At 37.3% G+C, this 19,323-nt stretch carries 16 protein-coding genes; 7 read left to right on the forward strand and 9 right to left on the reverse strand.

The genetic code is table 11. The features are described 5' to 3' along the window. A complete protein-coding gene (locus CMCT_RS04690; protein WP_034967013.1) occupies nt 1–1,695 on the reverse strand; it encodes an acetolactate synthase large subunit in 1,695 nt (564 codons plus the stop codon). 105 nt (nt 1,696–1,800) lie between these two features. On the opposite strand from CMCT_RS04690, the gene hemW reads away from it, so the two are divergent. The 5 genes from hemW (at nt 1,801) to CMCT_RS04715 (ending at nt 5,953) form a co-directional block, all read left to right on the forward strand. Continuing rightward, on the forward strand, nt 1,801–2,853 hold the full coding sequence (hemW, locus tag CMCT_RS04695) for a radical SAM family heme chaperone HemW (RefSeq protein ID WP_034967012.1): 1,053 nt from the start codon (nt 1,801–1,803) through the stop codon (nt 2,851–2,853). Between the two features lie 74 nt (nt 2,854–2,927). Further along, nucleotides 2,928–3,335, forward strand: coding sequence for a Sec-independent protein translocase protein TatB (tatB, locus tag CMCT_RS04700; protein WP_034967009.1), 408 nt, complete (start codon nt 2,928–2,930; stop codon nt 3,333–3,335). Further along, a complete protein-coding gene (gene tatC / locus CMCT_RS04705; RefSeq protein WP_034967005.1) occupies nt 3,335–4,069 on the forward strand; it encodes a twin-arginine translocase subunit TatC in 735 nt (244 codons plus the stop codon). The genes tatB and tatC overlap by 1 nt, the downstream gene beginning before the upstream one ends. Continuing rightward, the gene (queA, locus tag CMCT_RS04710; RefSeq protein WP_034967002.1) at nt 4,062–5,084 is read left to right on the forward strand and encodes a tRNA preQ1(34) S-adenosylmethionine ribosyltransferase-isomerase QueA; all 1,023 of its coding nucleotides are present in this window, start codon (nt 4,062–4,064) and stop codon (nt 5,082–5,084) included. The genes tatC and queA overlap by 8 nt, the downstream gene beginning before the upstream one ends. Further along, nucleotides 5,081–5,953: a hypothetical protein gene (locus CMCT_RS04715; protein ID WP_051654813.1), complete on the forward strand. Its 873-nt coding sequence runs from the start codon at nt 5,081–5,083 to the stop codon at nt 5,951–5,953. Before queA ends, CMCT_RS04715 begins: the two co-directional genes overlap by 4 nt. Here CMCT_RS04715 and nikR read toward each other — a convergent pair. The 8 genes from nikR to CMCT_RS04755 all read right to left on the reverse strand — a co-directional run bounded on the left by nikR (nt 5,950) and on the right by CMCT_RS04755 (nt 17,091). Continuing rightward, nucleotides 5,950–6,363 (reverse strand): nickel-responsive transcriptional regulator NikR, encoded by a 414-nt coding sequence (nikR, locus tag CMCT_RS04720; RefSeq protein WP_034967000.1) that lies wholly within the window; start codon nt 6,361–6,363, stop codon nt 5,950–5,952. The genes CMCT_RS04715 and nikR overlap by 4 nt on opposite strands. 51 nt (nt 6,364–6,414) lie before the next feature. Beyond that, nucleotides 6,415–8,637: a carbamoyltransferase HypF gene (gene hypF / locus CMCT_RS04725; RefSeq protein WP_176325039.1), complete on the reverse strand. Its 2,223-nt coding sequence runs from the start codon at nt 8,635–8,637 to the stop codon at nt 6,415–6,417. A gap of 54 nt (nt 8,638–8,691) precedes the next feature. Beyond that, nucleotides 8,692–10,122 (reverse strand): hypothetical protein, encoded by a 1,431-nt coding sequence (locus CMCT_RS04730; RefSeq protein WP_034966994.1) that lies wholly within the window; start codon nt 10,120–10,122, stop codon nt 8,692–8,694. Continuing rightward, complete coding sequence (locus tag CMCT_RS04735) at nt 10,106–10,660, reverse strand: HyaD/HybD family hydrogenase maturation endopeptidase (RefSeq protein ID WP_034966992.1); 555 nt, start codon at nt 10,658–10,660, stop codon at nt 10,106–10,108. Before CMCT_RS04735 ends, CMCT_RS04730 begins: the two co-directional genes overlap by 17 nt. Continuing rightward, nucleotides 10,657–11,343, reverse strand: coding sequence for a Ni/Fe-hydrogenase, b-type cytochrome subunit (cybH, locus tag CMCT_RS04740; RefSeq protein WP_034966989.1), 687 nt, complete (start codon nt 11,341–11,343; stop codon nt 10,657–10,659). Before cybH ends, CMCT_RS04735 begins: the two co-directional genes overlap by 4 nt. A 10-nt stretch (nt 11,344–11,353) precedes the next feature. Beyond that, a complete protein-coding gene (locus tag CMCT_RS04745) occupies nt 11,354–13,072 on the reverse strand; it encodes a nickel-dependent hydrogenase large subunit (RefSeq protein WP_034966987.1) in 1,719 nt (572 codons plus the stop codon). 1 nt (nt 13,073) lies between these two features. Next, nucleotides 13,074–14,222, reverse strand: a complete 1,149-nt coding sequence (locus CMCT_RS04750) for a hydrogenase small subunit (RefSeq protein WP_034966984.1) — start codon at nt 14,220–14,222, stop codon at nt 13,074–13,076. Between the two features lie 295 nt (nt 14,223–14,517). Continuing rightward, nucleotides 14,518–17,091 carry an ATP-dependent Clp protease ATP-binding subunit gene (locus CMCT_RS04755; RefSeq protein WP_034966981.1) on the reverse strand — a complete coding sequence of 858 codons (2,574 nt, stop codon included), beginning with the start codon at nt 17,089–17,091 and terminating at the stop codon, nt 14,518–14,520. A gap of 251 nt (nt 17,092–17,342) precedes the next feature. Here CMCT_RS04755 and CMCT_RS04760 point away from each other — a divergent pair, with 251 nt between their 5' ends. Together CMCT_RS04760 and purC are read left to right on the forward strand one after the other, a co-directional pair. Then, nucleotides 17,343–18,590 carry a S41 family peptidase gene (locus CMCT_RS04760; protein WP_051654835.1) on the forward strand — a complete coding sequence of 416 codons (1,248 nt, stop codon included), beginning with the start codon at nt 17,343–17,345 and terminating at the stop codon, nt 18,588–18,590. Nucleotides 18,591–18,612: 22 nt separating this feature from the next. Then, nucleotides 18,613–19,323, forward strand: a complete 711-nt coding sequence (purC, locus tag CMCT_RS04765) for a phosphoribosylaminoimidazolesuccinocarboxamide synthase (RefSeq protein ID WP_034966976.1) — start codon at nt 18,613–18,615, stop codon at nt 19,321–19,323.

Genomic DNA, 19,323 nt, shown 5'->3' on the forward strand with positions numbered 1-19,323 from the left:
TCATCTTTGACCCTTATCATCTAGTATCATATTGTAAATTGCAGCACCTGCTGGTACCATTGGTAAAACATTCTCAAAGCGATCAACAACCACGTCTATTAGTGATGGTTTTTCGCTTTTTAGGGCTTGTTTTAGTGCATTTTCAAATTCATCTTTTGTCTTTACTCTAAAGCCGATACCGCCAAGGCTTTCTGCTAGTTTTACAAAGTCAGGCTGAAAACTAAGGTCGGTTTGCGAGTATCTCTCTTCGTAAAAAAACGTTTGCCACTGACGAACCATACCTAAAAAGTTGTTATTTAAGATGATATTTACGACTGGTTTTTTGCCGATAGCTGATACGATAAGTTCTTGGATATTCATAAGTATCGAGCCATCTCCAGTGAAATTTATAACTGGTTTATCGCTCATCGCCCATTTTGCACCTATAGCCGCGGGCAGACCGTAACCCATAGTTCCTTGACCGCCACTTGTTATTAGCTGTCTTGGATTTTTAAATGGATAAAACTGAGCCACCCACATTTGATGTTGTCCGACGTCAGTTGAGATTATCGCCTCATCTCCTGCTATTTGTGCTGTTTTTTGCACAACCCACTGCGGTTTTAAAATTTGATCGCTATCTTGGAATTTTAGCGGATAAAGGTCGTTGTAGCGATTTAAAACTTCACGCCAAGGGGCAAATTTATCGCCTTTTATCTCGATACGCTCATACATCTCCTCAAGCACACCTTTTAAGTCACCAACTATTGGAAAGTGTGCATTAACTATCTTAGAAATAGAGCTCGGATCGATATCAACGTGAATGATTTTTGCTGATCTAGCAAACTCATCTAGCTTTCCAGTTATCCTATCATCAAACCTTGCTCCAAGGGCTATGATAAGATCAGCCTCACTAATAGCCATATTTGCAGCATAGCTTCCGTGCATACCAGCCATACCCAAATTTAACTCATCATCTTTGCTTAAAACCCCAAGTCCCATAAGTGTACTAATGGCTGGAATTTTAGTTTTTTTAGCAAATTTTCGTAAAATTTCACTAGCACCTGAAGCTATCGCACCACCACCGATGTAAAGCAAAGGTCTAGAACAGGCATTTATCGTTTCTATTGCCTTTTTTATCTGTTTTGCGTTACCCTTGTATGTTGGTTTATACGTTGGCATATTAATCTCTTTTGGATACTCAAATTTAGCCGTTTTTGCGGTTATATCCTTTGGTATATCAATATGCACCGGACCTGGTCTGCCGGTTTTTGCGATATAAAATGCCTCTTTTAAAATTCTAGGCAACTCATCTATATCTTTTACTAAATAGTTGTGCTTAACGCAAGAGCGAGAAATTCCAACCGCGTCAATCTCTTGAAACGCGTCGGTGCCTATTAGGCTTGTGGCTACTTGTCCGCTTATTAAAACTAGCGGTATGCTATCGCTATATGCGGTTGCAAGACCTGTTACGGCATTTGTAAAACCAGGACCTGATGTCACAAATGCCACACCAACCTCGCCAGAAGCCCTAGCATATCCATCTGCTGCGTGAACTGCTGCTTGTTCGTGCCTAGTAAGTATGTGTGTGAAATATTTTTGTTTGTAAGTTTCATCAAAGATATTTAACGCCGCACCGCCAGGATAGCCAAAAACAACTTTAACACCCTCTTCTTTTAGTGCTTCGCTTATCATCTGCGAACCATTTAGCTCTTTCATAAATTTGCCTTTGTAAATTTTGTATTGTTGATTATATCTTTATAAATTTAAAGTTAAATTTAATTTTATGGTAAAATACCAAGCAGATAATTTTAAAGGAAAAAAGTGTTACTATACGCACATATCCCGTTTTGCGAGAGCAAATGTCCATATTGTGCGTTTGGCTCGGTTGTTGGCAAAAGTGAGCTTTACTCACAGTATTTTAAAGCACTAATTGATGATTTTAAAGCCCAAGTGCAAAATTTCAATGTAGAAAAAAAGAGCATAAGCACTTTATTTATAGGTGGCGGAACTCCAAGTGCTGTGAGCGCGTTGTTTTATGAGGATTTTTTTGCTCAAATTTCGCCGTTTTTAAAGGATGATTGCGAGATAACAAGTGAAGCAAACCCAAACTCAGCAACATATAACTGGCTAAAAAGTATGCGAAGTTATGGCGTAAATCGCATAAGTTTTGGTGCTCAAAGTTTTTTTGAAGATAAGCTGAAATTTCTAGGTAGACTGCACGATAAAAAGCAGGTTTTTACTGCCGTGCAAAATGCGAAAAAGGCCGGATTTAAAAACATAAATGTAGATATAATCTACTCAACAAAATTTGATACTAAAAAGCGTTTATCACAAGAGGTTTTAAACCTTAAAGAGCTAGGTTTAACTCACGTGAGCGCATACTCTTTAACGCTTGAGCCAAAAACGCCGTTTTTTGGTAAAACAAGCTATAAAAAAGATAGCCCTATTTTGGCTAAATTTTTAATAAATGAGTTAGAAAATATCGGTCTAAAGCAGTATGAAATTTCAAATTTTGGTCAAATTTGCCGTCATAATCTTGGCTACTGGCAGGGCAAAAACTATCTAGCCATCGGTGCTTATGCGATAGGTTTTGTTGGCAGTCAAAGGTTTTATAATCAAAGTAATTTAAATGATTACATAGAAAATCCCCACAAAAAAGATATTGAAAATTTAAGCCCAAACGATAAAAAATTAGAGAGAATTTTTCTTGGAGCTAGGAGTATTGTTGGCATTGGGGCTGAAATTTTAGATGAGAGTCAGCTTAAAAGGGCTGAAATTTTAACAAAAGCAAAAAAACTTGTGTTTAAAGATGATAAATTTTATGTAAAAAACTATCTTTTAGCCGATGAAATAGCACTTTTTATTGCTGGTTGAGTATTAAAATTTATAAATTTTTGAGCAAAATCAAGCTAAAATGCGTGGGTAAAATAAAAATAAGGTTAAAATAAATGTTTGGTATGAGCCTCCCTGAGATATTAATCATCGCGATTATAGCTGTTTTGGTTCTTGGTCCTGATAAGCTACCTGACGCAATGGTAAGCATAGCAAAGTTTTTTAAAACGGTTAAAAAAGGCGTAAATGACGCAAAAGCTACCTTTGATCAAGAGGTTAAAATAGCTGAATTAAAAGAAGATGCTAAAAAATATACACAAAGCATAACTCAAGCAACTGAAAATGTCCGAAAAAAGCTTACTTTTGAAGAGCTTGATGAGATTAAAAAAGGTGTTAGCGAGGCCACAAGCGGTATAAATGACGCGATAGATGGCGTAAAAAAGAGCGCAAAAGCAGTGACAGACCCAGTTGGTGCAGTAAAGGACGCCGTGCTAAGCGATAAAGATGAGAAAAAAGAGGCTTAATGTTTGAAGAGATAAAACCGCATTTAGTAGAGCTTAGAAAGAGGCTTGGGATTAGCGTTGCTAGTGTTTTTGTGATGTTTGTGGTTTGCTTTAGCTTTTGGAACCCTATTTTAGCCTGGATGACTGAGCCGTTAAAAGAGGCGTTGCCTACGGGTTCAAACATCATATTTACACAGGTTCAAGAGCCGTTTTTTACCGCTATGAAAGTTGCGTTTTTTGCAGGGCTTATCTTAGCGCTTCCGATTATATTTTGGCAGTTTTGGTTATTTGTCGCACCTGGACTTTACGATAATGAAAAAAAATATGTAATACCATTTGTCCTATCCGCAACTGCAATGTTTTTGTGTGGAGCTAGTTTTTGCTATTTTGTAGTTATCCCACTTGGCTTTAATTTTCTTATAAATTTTGGCGGTCAGCTATTTACCGCACTACCTAGCATAGGCGAATATGTTGGGTTTTTTACAAAACTTTTAGTGGCTTTTGGTATAGCTTTTGAGTTGCCTGTTATTACATTTTTTCTCGCAAAACTAGGACTTGTTGACGATAAGGCGTTAAAGGGATTTTTTAGATACGCGGTCGTGATTATATTTATATTCTCAGCGATAATGACACCACCTGATGTGTTAAGCCAGTTTTTAATGGCATTTCCATTAATGGGACTTTATGGAATTTCTATATACATCGCAAAGGTAGCAAATACAAAAGATAAGGACGAGCAGGACTTAGATGAGTGATATAAACTCGCTTTTATCGTATGATTACTACCTTCCGCCAGAACTTATAGCAAATGAGCCGGTTATGCCACAAGAAAACGCAAGACTGCTTGTGTATCATAAAGACACAGGCGAGATAGAGCACCTAAAATTTCAAGATTTTGTTCAAATTTTACCAAAAGATACAGCTATAATTTTTAACGATACAAAGGTTATAAAGGCTAGAATTTACGGGCACAAACAAAGCGGTGGAGCAGTTGAATTGCTTTTAAACCAACCAGTTAATGATAATAATTTTAGTTGCTACATAAAAGGACGTGTAAATGTCGGTAGTATTTTAAATTTTAGTAGCGACATAAAAGCCGAGATTATAGAGCTAAAAGATGACGGATTAAGGATTGTAAAATTTTATAAAAATAGTAAAAATTTATCCCAAAGTGACCTTTATAACGAGCTTGATAAAATAGGACACGTGCCGCTGCCACCATATATTAAAAGAGATGATACGCAGCAGGATGTAAGCTGGTATCAAAGCGTGTTTGCTAAAAATAGCGGTGCAGTAGCTGCTCCAACGGCAAGTCTTCACTTTAGTGACAAAATGATAAAAGAGATAAATGAAAATTTCAAAACCGCCTATATAACCTTGCACGTTGGTGCTGGGACATTTAAGGGCGTTGAGTGTGATGATATAACAAAACACGTAATGCATAGCGAATTTTACGATATTTCAGCACAAGCACAGCAGCTAATCAAAAGCGACACAGCGCTACTTGGCGTTGGGACTACTAGCACGAGGTGTATTGAGTATTACGCTAGGGGAGCTAGTAGCAGTGGATTTTGCGATCTTTTTTTAAATTTAAATAATAGACCAATCAGACAAAACTATTTACTAACAAATTTTCATCTACCAAAATCAACCCTAATAATGCTAGTTAGCAGTTTTATAGGGCTTGATGAGACGATGAGAATTTACAAAACAGCGATAGAGCAAAGGTATCGCTTTTACTCTTATGGTGATGGGATGTTGATAATATGAAAGAAATTGACTTAGTAGAGAGATTAAACCTGCTTTTGGACGCACTTTACTATGACGCAGTAGAGAGCGAGAATATCTTGCTTTTTAGCTACTCTCCGGCATATCCTAGAAGATATGTATTAAACGCGGACGCGATTATTAAAACGCTAGAGCTAGTGAGCAAAATTTATCTCTCATCTTTGCATAGAGCTGAAATTTTAATCGACTTTAGGCTTACAAACTACGACACAAAACAGGTGTTTTTTATGATCTCTTTTATATCCGATAAATATACCACTGCAATTGATGAGTATCTAATAAAACAAGCCTTACAAAGCGCAAAAGAGCACGACGCAAGGATTAGTATAGATAAAAATGCGATTACGATTGACATTAAGGCTATATTTGTAAAAAATCAGCCAATAAGCAATATAAATTTCATAAATTCAGCCATATCGTCGTATCACGCACTAATTGCTTATGACTGCAAAGACGGCTTTGACATACTATCGTCGTATCTAAAATTTATGGGGATAAAGGTAAATCCTAAAAACGACTATGAGATCATAAGACGACACATAGAAGACGCCATATACTTTCCTGCTGTGATTTTTATCCACAAAGACATTCTTACTAGACCTGGAGAGTTTGAAACTCTTATGAGATACAAAAGGGTAAAAAAATACAGCATAGTAGCCATATGCGATGGAGCGTCAGATCTGCCCGTGTATATGGAAGACGAAGTTATTATCCTTAAAACGCCATTTACTTATGACACTATCGTTGGAATTTTAAACGTGTGTTACGTCAGACAGAATCCTAAAAAATACACCACTTTTAAAAGACCAAATCCTAGTCTATTTTGGGCAAGAACGCCGTCAAAAGATTAGCTATGTGGGACGGCAGCTCTTGTTAGTTCGCAAAATTTCACACCTTTTAGTCCGCCGATACGCTCACTAAAGGTTTTTATCCGCTCTGTTTTACCACGCAAAACAAGTGTTTCTAGACAGTTATGGTGATCGATATGCACGTGAGTTGTGCAGATTATATCGATATTTGCGTCGTGTTCAAGCTCTAGCATTTTTACTACCAAATCACTTTGATGATGAGTGTAGATGATTGTTAAAACCCCGATGAGTTCGATATCTTGATGGCTCCAGCTATCCTTTACCATCTTTTCTCGTATGAGATCGCGAGTGAGTTCACTCCTTGACGCGTAGCCTTGCTCTAGTATTTTTTTATCAAGTTCATCAAGCAGTGACTTAGGCAATGACACGCTAAATCTTATAATATCATCCATAGTAACCCCATTTTTAATTAAACTTAACTCTTATATTTTAAAACTTTAAACCTAAATTAAATATAAAAGAAAATACATCTGCCCAAGGCATATATTTGTATCGTTATTTGTGTGTCTTTTGCAGTAATAATATTTAATATTTTGCTTATCAAATTTATTCATCAAAGCCTCCAGTAAGACTCTATTTTGAAACACTCCACCGGATAATAAAATTTCACATTTTTGCTCTTTTGCAATATTAATCACAATATCAACAATAGCGTTTATAAAACCCGTGACAGCGTGAATTTTATCATCTTTTAAAGCCATTTTAAAGGCATTTTTAAAGTTGATTATTCCGCCATTTTCAAGCTCAAATTTGTATGAATATTCTAAATTTTTATCATAAAATTGCTCAAGTTCCATTCCGCTTTGTGCTTCATAACTGATACTTTCTAAGCCCAAAATAATACTACAAAATGCGTCAAAAATTCTGCCCAAAGAGCTGGTTTTTATCCTTTTTGTGTCACTTTTGTAAATATTTTTTAGCATTTTTAATCTTTTTTGATCAAAATTTACTAAAAATTTACTAGCCTCTTGCTCTAGCCCATACTTTAAAATTATCGAATATGCAATTTGATATATATTTTTTATGCTATTTTCGCCACCAAATAGAACAAAATCATCAAAATGCCACAACCTTTGGTATTTTGCTCCATCTATTTTTAAAACCTCTCCACCCCAAATTTGCCCGTCGTCGCCATAGCCTGTTCCGTCAAAGCAAAAGCCAAGATAGCTATTTTTGCAATCTAAGTTATTTTCAAACATCACAGCAAGAAGATGTGCGTAGTGGTGCTGTATTTGTATGGTTTTTATCCCCTGCTCTTTTGCATATTTTAGGTTTAAAAAATGCGGATGAAGGTCAGCTATTGCCATATCAAACTTAAGTTCGTAAACGCTCTTAAAAAGTTCTAAAACACTCTTAAATCTATCAAATGTAGAGACATTTTTTAAATCGCCAATGTATGGGCTTATGATTAGCTCTCCGTTGTTGTAGATACAAAACTGGTTTTTAAGCTCTGCACCAAGTGCCAAAAATACACCCTTTTTTTCGCATTTAAGCTGTTTAAAATATGGATTTAAGCCACGAGATGTTCGCACGTAATGCGTATCTTTGCTGGTTAAAAAGGCTATGGAGTCATCGCTTGGGGAGTAAATTTCGCGGTCGTGATCCAAATAATAATCAACCACTCCGCTAAGTAAACGCAAAATTTCCTTTTCATCATAGATTACAGGCTCTCCTGATATGTTTGCACTAGTTGCTACAATATCGCAATCTAAATGCTCAAAAAGTGCTAAATGAATCCCACTAAAAGGCAACATAATGCCAAGAACGTCCAAATTTGGAGCTACTAAATTAGATAAAATTTCATTTTTTTTGGCTTTTAAAAGCACGATTGGTTTTAAATTTGAGCTTAAAAGCTCGCTCTCTTTTTTTGAAATTTGAGCGATTTTTTTTGCATTTTCTAGGTTTTTACACATCAATGCAAATGGTTTATCAGGGCGATTTTTCCGCTCTCTTAGAGTTTTTAATGCATTTTTGTTTGTAGCGTCACAAACAAGATGAAATCCGCCAAGTCCCTTAATGGCTAAAATTTTACCCTGCTTTATTAGTCTAGCGGTCTGTTTTATAGCCTCATCATTTGTGGATAAAATTTTCGCATTTAGATCCTTTAACATAAGCTTTGGTCCGCATTTTACGCAAGATGTTGGCTGTGCGTGATAGCGTCTATCTAGTGGATTTTCATACTCATTTTGGCACTCCTTGCACATTGTAAAAACACTCATAGTTGTATTTATGCGGTCATAAGGCAGGGATTTTATGATAGAAAATCTCGGTCCGCAGTTTGTGCAGTTTATAAATGGATATTTATAGCGTCTATTTTTAGGGTCATAAAACTCTCTCTCACACTCATCACAAAGGGCAAAATCGGGCAGTATCGCAGCTTGTTTTTTGGCTGATTTTGAGGCTATTATTAAAAGGGTGTCAAATGATTTATCGTCACTAAAAACCTTAAAATCATCTATCCTAGCAAGTGCCGGAAGTTCCTTAAACAACGCACTTTCAAAGCTCTCTAAGGCTTTAGTGTCTGCGTAAAAATTTAGCTTTACACCCTCATCATCGTTATAAATTTCGCCATTTATCTTATATCTAGTGGCCAAATTATACACAAACGGCCTAAATCCAACGCCCTGAACCAAGCCGCGAATCTCATATCTTTTTGAAATTTTCACATTTTGCCTTATAAATTTAATAAAATTTATAACAAAATTTTAATTTAAAAATATTTAAATTTTTACCATTGTTCCTAGGTTTTTATCAAATTTTACATTAAAATTTGCACTAAACTCGTGCATAAAAACAGCACTAATGCACTCATTTTTAAACAAATCTCCGCTAAAAACAACATCTTTTATCTCAAGCTCGTTTTTAAGCAAACTATCTGATAAAAATCCGGCCAAGGACTGAACGCAACCAAAGGCTATATTTTTACGTCCTGCTGTGGCTAAGTAAAAGCTCATTGCACTTTTTATAAATTTTGTGGATAAAAACTCGTTGCCGTCGCTTTTGGCGTCTATTAAAACGCCATTATTTGCCCAAAACTCAAATGCCCCGTCAATAAATTTTTGAAAGTCAACTCCCAAAATCATACCAACAACACACAAAAGCTCAAAAACATTTGCTAAGCCACTTAGATTTTTATCTGGTAATTCGTGATTTTTGCTGAAATTTTCGATTAATTTTTTGCCACTTTCATCTAGTTTTATAATCTCATAGATTTGGCTTAGAGAGTTAAATTTTGGAAAAAATAGAAGCGGAATTTTTTGATTTTTAAAAACCAAATACACTCCGTCGGCAACATCTTTATTAAGATTTATCTCAAAATAATCCCCCAAAGGCTCTGTGTCGCTTCTAGGTATAAGAGCTAAAATTGAGTTTTTAGCGACATTAACTTGTAAAAATGAGCTTTGATCTAGCTCTTTTACCCCTATAAAATTTATGCCTTCGTTAAAAAGTTTTGCACAAAGTGCGTATGTAAAAATATCTTGCGGGGCTTTTACATAAAATGAACCGTCTAGTTCTGGGTGATTTTGTGCAAAAAGTGCGTTCGTGCAGAGCTTTATACGAGGTTTTTCAAAACTTGCTAAAAGGCTTAAAACACGCTCATCGGCTTTAAAAATTTTATTTGTGGCTTTTAAATTTGTGGGCATTACAAAGTCAAATGGTGCAAAATCGTATAAAATTTGTATCTGAAATTTAGAACCAAATGCACTTAATTTAAGCGTTTTGCCCTCTTTTAGCTCATTAAAGGAAGCCTCTAAAAGCTTAAAAAATGACGCCTCATCGACATTTTTTTCAAATACTATAACTTCACTAAAAACACCAAATTCGTTTTTACAAAGTTTGTCGTTTTCTAAGAAATTTCTAACCATAAATGGTGTGATGTTTGAGGTGGTTTTGGTGATTTTTTTAGGCTTTTCTCCAAGCATTTTCTCGCAGGTATAGACTTTTGAGCTTTGTGTAAAAATACTGTATGGCAACTCTTGTGAGAGTTTGTCTGAAAATTTTAACAGCTCATCATCAGAACCTTTAGCAAAAAGCGTAATTAAATCTTTATCTTTTAAAACACTGCTTTCTAAATTCTCGCTAAAATAAGCCAAAAAATGCTCCAAAATTTCACTATCGCCTAAATATTCAAACTCAAATGCAAGTATCATTTAATCCCTTTTTTGCGTAAATGTCAGCCATATCCTGTGGGCTAATCTCAGCTATTTTTTCACACTTAAAGCCAAGTTCGCTTAGGTGATTTATTAGCGTCTTTTCTGCCACTTTTGAGCCGTTTAAAATTTGCTCTGAGAGCTTAAAGCTCATAGGCTCTATTCTACTTGGCACAAGCCCTAAAATTTTGCCTTTTGGGCGGTCGCCACTAAGTGCCATAAGTTCAAGAGTTTGTAGCATTTCAACCTCGTGAGCCGAGCCGTCCCAGCGAATTTTTTGTGGCATATTATCAATGTCAAAAAAATAGACATCGCCAACATTAGCGTCATCGCTGCTAACGCAGTCAATTACGATTAAATAATCGCAATCTGCAATTATAGGCGTAAGTGCGACGGCAAGTGTGCCTCCGTCAATAAATTTAAGGCTATGACTAGCAGAGCTAAATTTATAACTCCGCTCTATCGCCATAGCCAAATGAACGCCAATGCCCTCATCGCCAAACATTACATTGCCAATGCCAAGCACCAAAACTCTCAATGTTTTGCGTCCTCTTTTACGTATTTATAGCCGCTAATGATAGCATCCATCGCTCCGTCCTTGCCTTTTACAGCGTTAAAAATCGCCATATAGACGTGAATTACAACAAAAACCATTATAATCCACATACAAATTCTATGTATCGTCCTAACGTTTGCAAGTCCGCCCATCATCGCCTCAAAGCCACGCATACTCTCATAAATTAGCCCACCAAAACCATCGTGATAAACGTGAGCGTAAAGCACAAGTCCGGTTAGGCAAATAAGCACTAAAATGGCGTAAAAAAACAGATACGAAGCAAACTGCAAAGGGTTATAAACGCCTTTTAAATGCGGGTGCTCGCCCATAAAAAGGTAGTATTTTATCTGCTTAATCCACACAACTGGGTTGATAAAATCAAGTATGCTTCTCCACTCTTTACGGCTGTGTTTATCAAATAAAAATAGGTAAATTTTAAAGATTAAACAGCCAATTAGCACAAATCCAGCGATTTGGTGTGCCATACGCCACTTTGCATTCATAAAAAGCGTAGGTTCGCTTGAAATTTCAGGCGACATAAATACATAGCTAATGTAATAACCGCTAAAAATCAAAAACGCAATAGATATAGCCCTAATCCAGTGAGTTAGTCTAAGACCGATTGAAAATTCATAAACGCCATAACGTTTCATCTCTTTTGCCATAGCACACCCCTTATAAATTTGGATTTATCTTATACTCGCTTAGCGTGTTGCCACTCATATCCATTACGTGAACGGCACAAGCGATACAAGGGTCGTATGAGTGAATTTTGCGGATTATTTCAAGTGGCTGTGTCAAATCAGCTAACTTCGTGCCAATCAAACACGCCTCGTAGCTACCCATTTGACCTTTGCTATCTTTTGGTGAGGCGTTCCACGTGCTTGGCACGACTGCTTGCCAGTTTTCTATCACGCCGTTTTTAATTCTGCACCAGTGGCTAAGTGTGCCTCTTGGGACGTGTCCCATATAAAATCCGCGATACTCTTTATCCTTATCTATCACGTATTTAGCACAAGTTTCGCTATCAACTTTTAAATTTTCAACCAAAGCATTAAAGGCTAAAATGGTATTATCAGCGACGATTTTTGCTTCAAGCATTCTAGTTGCGGTTCTACCTAGCGTTGAAAATACCGCACTTACAGGTAGCCCAGTATCAGCTAGGAATTTATCCACAAGTGGGACTACGTATTTATTGCCTTTTGCGTAATTTACCACGATATTTGCAAGAGGCCCTACTTGAAGTGGCTCTCCGCCGTATCTAGGCGATTTTATCCAGCTGTATTTGCCCTTTGTGTTAAAAATTTTAGAGTGAGCCATTTGCCCCTTGTCATCTACGCTCTCGCCGTCAATTAGCCCAGTGTAGTTTGGCTCGGTTTGTCCATCATAAGGGTGAAGTGGGGCTGGGTTTTGATACCACGAGTGCGTCGCCTCTTCGGTAATTTTATCAGTTTCAACTTCATAAACCTTGCTTATATCGCCGTTTTTAATGATACCGCTATCAAATAGCCACTCGTTTGCTCCGATTTGAAATTCTCTATAAGTGTATAAATTTGCCACGCCGACATCGCCGACTACGCTTGGCTCGTTTGCATAAGCACGACCAGCCATAACGAGATCCGGATAGTAAGCCCTATCAATAAATTCCTGACACTCTTTAAGTTTTGTTAGGTATTCGCCAAGTCTTGCTGGGCTTTGAAGATCCATAACGCAAGTAACTCCGCCAACGGTTAGGCTTTGTGGGTGCGGATTTTTAGAGCCAAAAATCGCCATCATCTGAGCGACTATGCGTTGAATTCTAAGGCACTCTAAGTAGTGAGATAGGACGATTAAATTTTGCTCTGGCGTTAGCTTGTAGGTTGGGTGTCCCCAGTATGCGTTTGCAAATGGCCCAAGATTGCCCTTTTTAGCAAAAGTTGCTACTCTATCTTGCACCTCTTTTAGCTTATCAGCACCACAAGCATAAGGCGTGTCGGTGTATTTAAATGCCTCCTCACTTGCCTTTTTTGGATCAGCCTTAAGTGCCGAAACCACATCAGCCCAATCAACGCCGTGCAGATGATAAAAATGCACGATATGGTCGTGGATAAAAAGCGCTGTATTCATCAGCGTCCTAGTTAGCTGTGCGTTTAGCGGTGGCTTAATGCCAAGTGCGTTCTCAACGGCAACAATACCAGCTTTATAGTGTGAAAATGTGCAAACTCCACAAATTCTCTGCGTAAAAAAGCCGACATCTCTTGGATCTCTGTTTCGCACGATTTGCTCAATCCCACGCCAAAGCGTTGAGCCAGAATACGCCTCTTTTACGACATTATTATCATCAACGACAACCTCAATGCGAAGATGCCCTTCAATACGTGTTATCGGATCTATTACTACTCTTTTATCGCTCATTTTACACCTCGCTATCTTTTCTAGTTGCCGCTATTAATGCGTGTGCGGCAATACCAATGCCTGTTAGGGCTAAAATTCCTATGCCGATTTTATCGCTTACATTATCAGCGCCAAGCCCTAAAACCGTGTTGTAAAGTCTATCGCCCATTGGCTCTTCAAATGGTCCCATATTATCCCAAAAATCAGGCTCAGAACAGCCTATACAGCCGTGTCCAGCTTGGACTGGCCAACTTGTGTGCGAGTTAAAACGCTCACGTGAGCAGTTATTAAACGTATAAGGTCCTTTACAGCCGACTTTGTATAAGCAGTAGCCATTTTTTGCGCCCTCATCGCCAAAATTTTGCACGAACTCGCCAGCGTCAAAATGCCCACGTCTTTCGCAAAGGTCGTGAATTCTAAGCCCGTAAGCCCATTTTGGGCGGTTAAAGACATCAAGTGCAGGTAGTGTGCCAAATAGTAAGAAATGAAGCACGTTGCCGACTATGTTTTTCTCGCTTGGCGGACAGCCCGGGACGTTTATGACCTTTTTATCGGTTACTTTTGATAGGCTAACGGCATTTGACGGATTTGGACGTGCTGCTTGGATACCGCCAAAGCTAGAACAGGTGCCAATCGCAAAAATGGCAGCAGCGTTTTCGCTAGCTTTTACGGCACTTTGTTTGCCAGTAGTGCCGTGAGCACCGATTGTTAGGTAGTGTTCGGTATCGCCGGTTGGAATTCCACCCTCAACCATCAAAACATACTGACCTTTGTATTTTTCAATCGCACTTTCAAGATTATGCTCGGCTTGCCAACCAGCAGCTGCCATTAGTGTTTCGTGATATTCAAGGCTAATGTAGTCAAAAATAAGGCTATCAATCGTAGGCGTATCAGAGCGAAGCAAACTCTCAGAACAGCCCGTGCATTCAGCCATATGAAGCCAAATAACTGGCAGTCTATCGGCTAACTCAGCAGCTCTTGCCACAGCAGGTGTAAAACTCGCAGGTAGTGCCATAAACGCCGTCATCGCACCAGCCCACTTCATAAAATCGCGTCTTGAAAAGCCACTATTTTTTAGAGCTTTTGTTATAGACTCACCCTTATCGATGCTTTTAAGCGAACTAAGCCAATTTAATCGCTCATTTATTTTGATTAAAACATCTTGATTCATACCAACTCCTTATTAAAAAGTTAAATATTTTTACAATATTACTCCTAAGTATGAAAAATTGCTATTAATAAAAAATATTATATTTTAAATATCAAGTTAATTTTATTAATAAAATATGTAAAAATGTAATATTTAAAAAATAACCTAAATATCGCTTTTAATATTAAATTTATTTTTTAAAATAAGAAAAAATTTAAAGTCATACAATGTAAAGGTTTTATATAAATTCGCATATTTAGTACTTTTACTGAAAGTTAATTTAATATAAATAGAAGTGCCTAAGCACTTCTAAAATTTAAATTTTATTAATAACTATCTCGCCATTTGTAGCTAAAATTTCAATCTCATCGCCACTTTCAAGCTCATCTTTTAAAATCATATCAGCGATTTTATCTTCAACAAGCTCATACAAAGCACGTCTTAGCGGTCTAGCACCATAAGTAGGGTCAAAACCAGCACCTGCGATTAGCTTTTTAGCCTCTATGCTTAAACTAGCCTTTATACCACGCCCTAAAAGCACATTTTTTAGCTCTTTAAACATAATCTCTACAATCTCAATCAATCCATTTTCATTTAGTGGATTAAATATTATCGTATCATCAAGGCGGTTTAAAAACTCTGGCTTAAAGTAGTTTTTTAACTCGTTTTTAACGGCATTTTCACGCTCCTCACCCTCTAAATCCATAATAAAATTTGAAGCAATGTTTGATGTTAAAATGATGATTGTGTTTTTAAAATCCACCACCACGCCCTTATTATCAGTCGCCCTGCCATCATCTAAAATCCCTAAAAGCACGTTAAATACGTCCTTATGAGCCTTTTCTATCTCATCAAAAAGTATCACACTATATGGCTTTCGTCGCACTGCTTCTGTTAGCTGACCGCCCTCATCATATCCCACGTATCCCGGAGGTGCTCCAAGTAGGCGAGAGACGCTGTGTTTTTCCATATATTCGCTCATATCAAAACGGATTAATGCCCTTTCATCATCAAATAAAAATTTAGCCAAAGCCTTTGCCGACTGCGTTTTGCCAACACCTGTTGGACCAAGAAATAAAAACGAGCCAATCGGTCTTTTACCCTCATTTAGCCCAGCCTTGTTTCGTTTAATCGCACGTGCTAAGGCGTGAAGTGCTGTGTCTTGTCCCACGACGCTTTGTTTTAAATGCTCTTCAATGTGCAAAAATTTCTGTTTTTCGCTAGTTAGCATTTTGCTAACAGAAATTCCAGTCCATTTGCTAAGTATTCCAGCCACAAGCTCCTCATCAACGCTATTTTTAAGCAGTACGCCATCTTTTTTCATCGCTTCCCATTTGTTTTCAAGCTCGGTTTGCTCTTTTTGTGCTTCTAAAATTTTGCCATATTCAATCTCGGCAGCCTTGTTAAAATCGCCATTTCTACGAGCAAACTCAGCCTCATTTTTTAAGCCGTCAATTCTCTTTTTAGTGTTTGAAATTGAATTAAAAACGCTTTTTTCACTCTCAAATTTTGTCTCCAAGCCATTTTTTTGCTCAATTAAATCCGCCCTTTCTTTTTCTATCTCTGCTAGACGCCCGGCATTTTTCTCATCGTTTTCCATTTTAAGCGCCTCTTTTTCAACTTCAAGAGTTACAATCTCACGCTTAATTCTAGCTAACTCAAAAGGCTCACTCTCAATTTGCATTTTAAGCTCAGCCGCTGCTTCATCTATTAAATCAATCGCCTTATCAGGCAAAAATCTACCCGAAATATAGCGGTCTGAAAGCTTTGCAGCTGCGACTAAGGCACTATCAGTTATCGTTACATTGTGATGAACTTCAAGGCGTTCTTTTATGCCACGCAAAATTTGCAAAGCCTCATTTACGCTTGGCTCCTTTACGTCAATTGGCTGAAAACGGCGTTGTAAAGCAGCGTCTTTTTCAAAATACTTGCGATATTCTTTTAGCGTTGTCGCACCCACTGCGTGAAGCTCACCACGTGCAAGGGCTGGTTTTAGGATATTTGCAGCGTCCATACTGCCCTCACTTGCCCCAGCTCCTACAATTGTATGAATTTCATCTATAAAAAGCACGATATTACCAGCACTTTTAACCTCGTCAATAACCGCTTTTAGCCTATCCTCAAACTCGCCACGATACTTTGCGCCAGCAATCAATGCACTCATATCAAGAGCGATGACACGTTTATTTAAAAGGCTTGTTGGGACATCTTTTGCCACTATTTTTTGAGCTAAGCCCTCAACAATTGCCGTTTTACCCACACCCGGTTCTCCAAGTAATATTGGATTATTTTTGCTCTTTCTTATTAGAATTTGCATCATTCTTGTAATCTCTTCATCTCGCCCAATAACCGGATCAAGTTCGCCGTTTATCGCTTTTTTGGTTAGATCAATACCAAATTTCTCTAAGCTATCAAGCGTTTCATCAGCCGTTTGAGTATCTATTTTTCGCCCAGCACGAATGGCTTCAAGGTTTTTTCTAATCTCAATTAAGTCGCTAAATTTTGATAAAATTCCCTTTATCGGCTCACTGCCTAAATTTGCTAAAATCCACGTATCAACAGCGATAAAGCTATCTCCTAAGCTTGTCATTAGCCCCTTTGCGTTTTCAAGTGAGCTTAAAATTTCGCTTGAAAATTTCAGATTTTGCTGACTTACATTTGAGCTTGTTGGTATATTTGAAATTTGCGATTTTACTTCAAGCTCAATCGCCTCACGACTTACACTCATTTTGTTAAAAACCTGATTTAAAATTGAGCCACTATCAGCTACAAGTCCCCAAAAAACGTGCAAAGGCAAGACCTCTGGGTTTTTGGCGTGAAGTGCTAAACTTGCACCACTTTGCAGGGCATCGCTCATCTGTGCGGTTAGTTGATTTTCTATATTTGCCATATTTTTCTCCTTATATTTATAATGAGAGTATTATATAACTTTAGTCTAAGTATGTCAAGGTTTTTGTAAAAATTATCACTTATATAATAAGAGTGATAAAATAAATTGTTTATAAATTTTAAATTTGACCAGTAAAAATGGGCTATTTTATACTTTTTTTAGCCAAAAGCTATTAAAATAAGCCATTTGAAATTTTACAGGAGTTACAATTGAAAAAAAATAAGTCATTTTTTATTTTTTCTGTTGCGTCTATGTTGACGCTTAGTCTATTTGGTGCATCACAAAAGGATGAGGTTAGTGCTAGAATAGAGGCCTTATCAAAGCTAGATAAGACTATCTCCACGGTTGAAAAATACTATGTTGATGATATAGAATTTAAAGATATTATTGATAAAACCATTGCAGGTCTGATGCAAAATTTAGATGCTCACAGTGCATTTTTAAACGAAAAAGCCTTTAAGGATATGCAAATTCAAACTAATGGGGAATTTGGCGGGCTTGGTATCACAGTTGGTATGAAAGACTCCGCGCTAACTGTCATATCTCCGATAGAGGGTACACCAGCAGATAAGGCTGGAATAAAGTCAGGCGATATTATCTTGCGAATTGACGGTAACTCAACCGTTGGTATGGCGATGGATGAGGCGGTTAGTAAAATGCGTGGAAAGCCAAAAACTCCAGTAACAATAACAATCCTACGCAAAGGCGAACCAAAGCCGTTTGACGTAAAAATAATAAGAGACATCATCAAAGTTGAGTCTGTTTATGCAAAAATGATAGAAAATGGGGATATTTTATACATTAGAGTAACAAATTTTGATAAAAATGTCGTTAGTAAAGCTGCTGAATTTATTAAAAAATATTCAAAGGCAAATGGTATTATTTTGGATTTAAGAAACAATCCAGGCGGGCTTTTAAGCCAAGCGGTTGGACTGGTTGATCTGTTTGTCGATGAGGGTGTTATAGTATCTCAAAAAGGCAAAGATAAGGCAGAGAATGCCGAGTATAGAGCAAGTAAATCTGCTACCATATCAAAAGCTCCGCTTGTAGTGCTTGTAAATGGCGGAAGCGCAAGTGCTAGCGAGATCGTAAGTGGTTCGCTTCAGGATACAAAAAGGGCAGTTGTTGTTGGCGAAAATACATTTGGAAAAGGTAGCGTGCAAGTAATACTTCCAGTCAATAATAAAGAAGCAATCAAGCTAACAATTGCGAGATACTATCTACCAAGCGGTAAAGCCGTTCAAGCAGTTGGCGTAACCCCTGATGTTATCGTTCATTCAAGCAAAGTGCCACAAAATGAAAATGAGGCGTTTATGATTAAAGAGAGCGAATTAAAGGCTCATTTAAAGAGCGAACTTGATAAAATCGAACCAGTGGATGCAAACAAAACGGCAAGTAAAAAAGATGAAAAAGAGCTTATAACCACGCAAAAGGTAAATGATGACTTGCAGTTAAAAACTGCCATAGACGTAGTAAAAGTATTAAAAATAGCAAAATAACCAACACTTTAAAGGAGCTAGTATGCAAAAAAGAGAGATGATCTATGAGGGCAAAGGCAAAAAGATGTATTCAACAGATGATGCAAATCTCATCATCGCTGAATTTAAAGATGACTTGACTGCGTTTAATGCACAAAAAAGGGGCAATGAAGCTGGAAAAGGTGCTTTAAATAACAAAATAAGTACTCAAATTTTTCATATACTGCAAGAAAAAGGGATAAAAACGCACCTTGTTCAAACTCTAAGTGATACAGAACAGCTTATAAAAAAAGTAGATATTATCCCACTTGAAGTGGTGGTTAGAAACATAGCCACAGGCTCTTTAACAAAAAGGCTTGGTATTAAAGAGGGTATCGCTCTACCTTTTAGCTTAGTTGAATTTTACTACAAAAACGATGAACTAAACGATCCTATTGTAACAGACGAGCATTGTATCGCTATGGGACTAGTAAAAAGCGAAAAAGACCTAGACATCTTACGTCATACGGCACGAGAGATAAATGCTATTTTATACAAATTCTTTGAAAGCAAGGGCTTGAAGCTTGTGGATTTTAAAGTAGAATTTGGCGTTGATGCGGACGGAAATATTTTGCTAGCTGACGAGATAAGCCCTGATAGTTGCAGATTTTGGGATTCTAAAACGAACGAAAAACTTGATAAAGACAGATTTAGACAAGGCATTGGCGAAGTAAAAGTCGCTTATGAAGAAGTTTTAAGACGAATTTTATCGTAA

The organism is Campylobacter mucosalis, assembly GCF_013372205.1.
Taxonomy (GTDB): domain Bacteria; phylum Campylobacterota; class Campylobacteria; order Campylobacterales; family Campylobacteraceae; genus Campylobacter_A; species Campylobacter_A mucosalis.

Excerpts from the sequence above, each read along its gene's own strand:
- CMCT_RS04690 (WP_034967013.1), bottom strand. The coding sequence starts at position 1,695 with ATGAAAGAGCTAAATGGTTCGCAGATGATAAGCGAAGCACTAAAAGAA.
- tatB (WP_034967009.1), top strand. The coding sequence starts at position 2,928 with ATGTTTGGTATGAGCCTCCCTGAGATATTAATCATCGCGATTATAGCT.
- tatC (WP_034967005.1), top strand. The coding sequence starts at position 3,335 with ATGTTTGAAGAGATAAAACCGCATTTAGTAGAGCTTAGAAAGAGGCTT.
- queA (WP_034967002.1), top strand. The coding sequence starts at position 4,062 with ATGAGTGATATAAACTCGCTTTTATCGTATGATTACTACCTTCCGCCA.
- CMCT_RS04715 (WP_051654813.1), top strand. The coding sequence starts at position 5,081 with ATGAAAGAAATTGACTTAGTAGAGAGATTAAACCTGCTTTTGGACGCA.
- nikR (WP_034967000.1), bottom strand. The coding sequence starts at position 6,363 with ATGGATGATATTATAAGATTTAGCGTGTCATTGCCTAAGTCACTGCTT.
- CMCT_RS04730 (WP_034966994.1), bottom strand. The coding sequence starts at position 10,122 with ATGATACTTGCATTTGAGTTTGAATATTTAGGCGATAGTGAAATTTTG.
- cybH (WP_034966989.1), bottom strand. The coding sequence starts at position 11,343 with ATGGCAAAAGAGATGAAACGTTATGGCGTTTATGAATTTTCAATCGGT.
- CMCT_RS04745 (WP_034966987.1), bottom strand. The coding sequence starts at position 13,072 with ATGAGCGATAAAAGAGTAGTAATAGATCCGATAACACGTATTGAAGGG.
- CMCT_RS04750 (WP_034966984.1), bottom strand. The coding sequence starts at position 14,222 with ATGAATCAAGATGTTTTAATCAAAATAAATGAGCGATTAAATTGGCTT.
- CMCT_RS04755 (WP_034966981.1), bottom strand. The coding sequence starts at position 17,091 with ATGGCAAATATAGAAAATCAACTAACCGCACAGATGAGCGATGCCCTG.
- CMCT_RS04760 (WP_051654835.1), top strand. The coding sequence starts at position 17,343 with ATGTTGACGCTTAGTCTATTTGGTGCATCACAAAAGGATGAGGTTAGT.
- purC (WP_034966976.1), top strand. The coding sequence starts at position 18,613 with ATGCAAAAAAGAGAGATGATCTATGAGGGCAAAGGCAAAAAGATGTAT.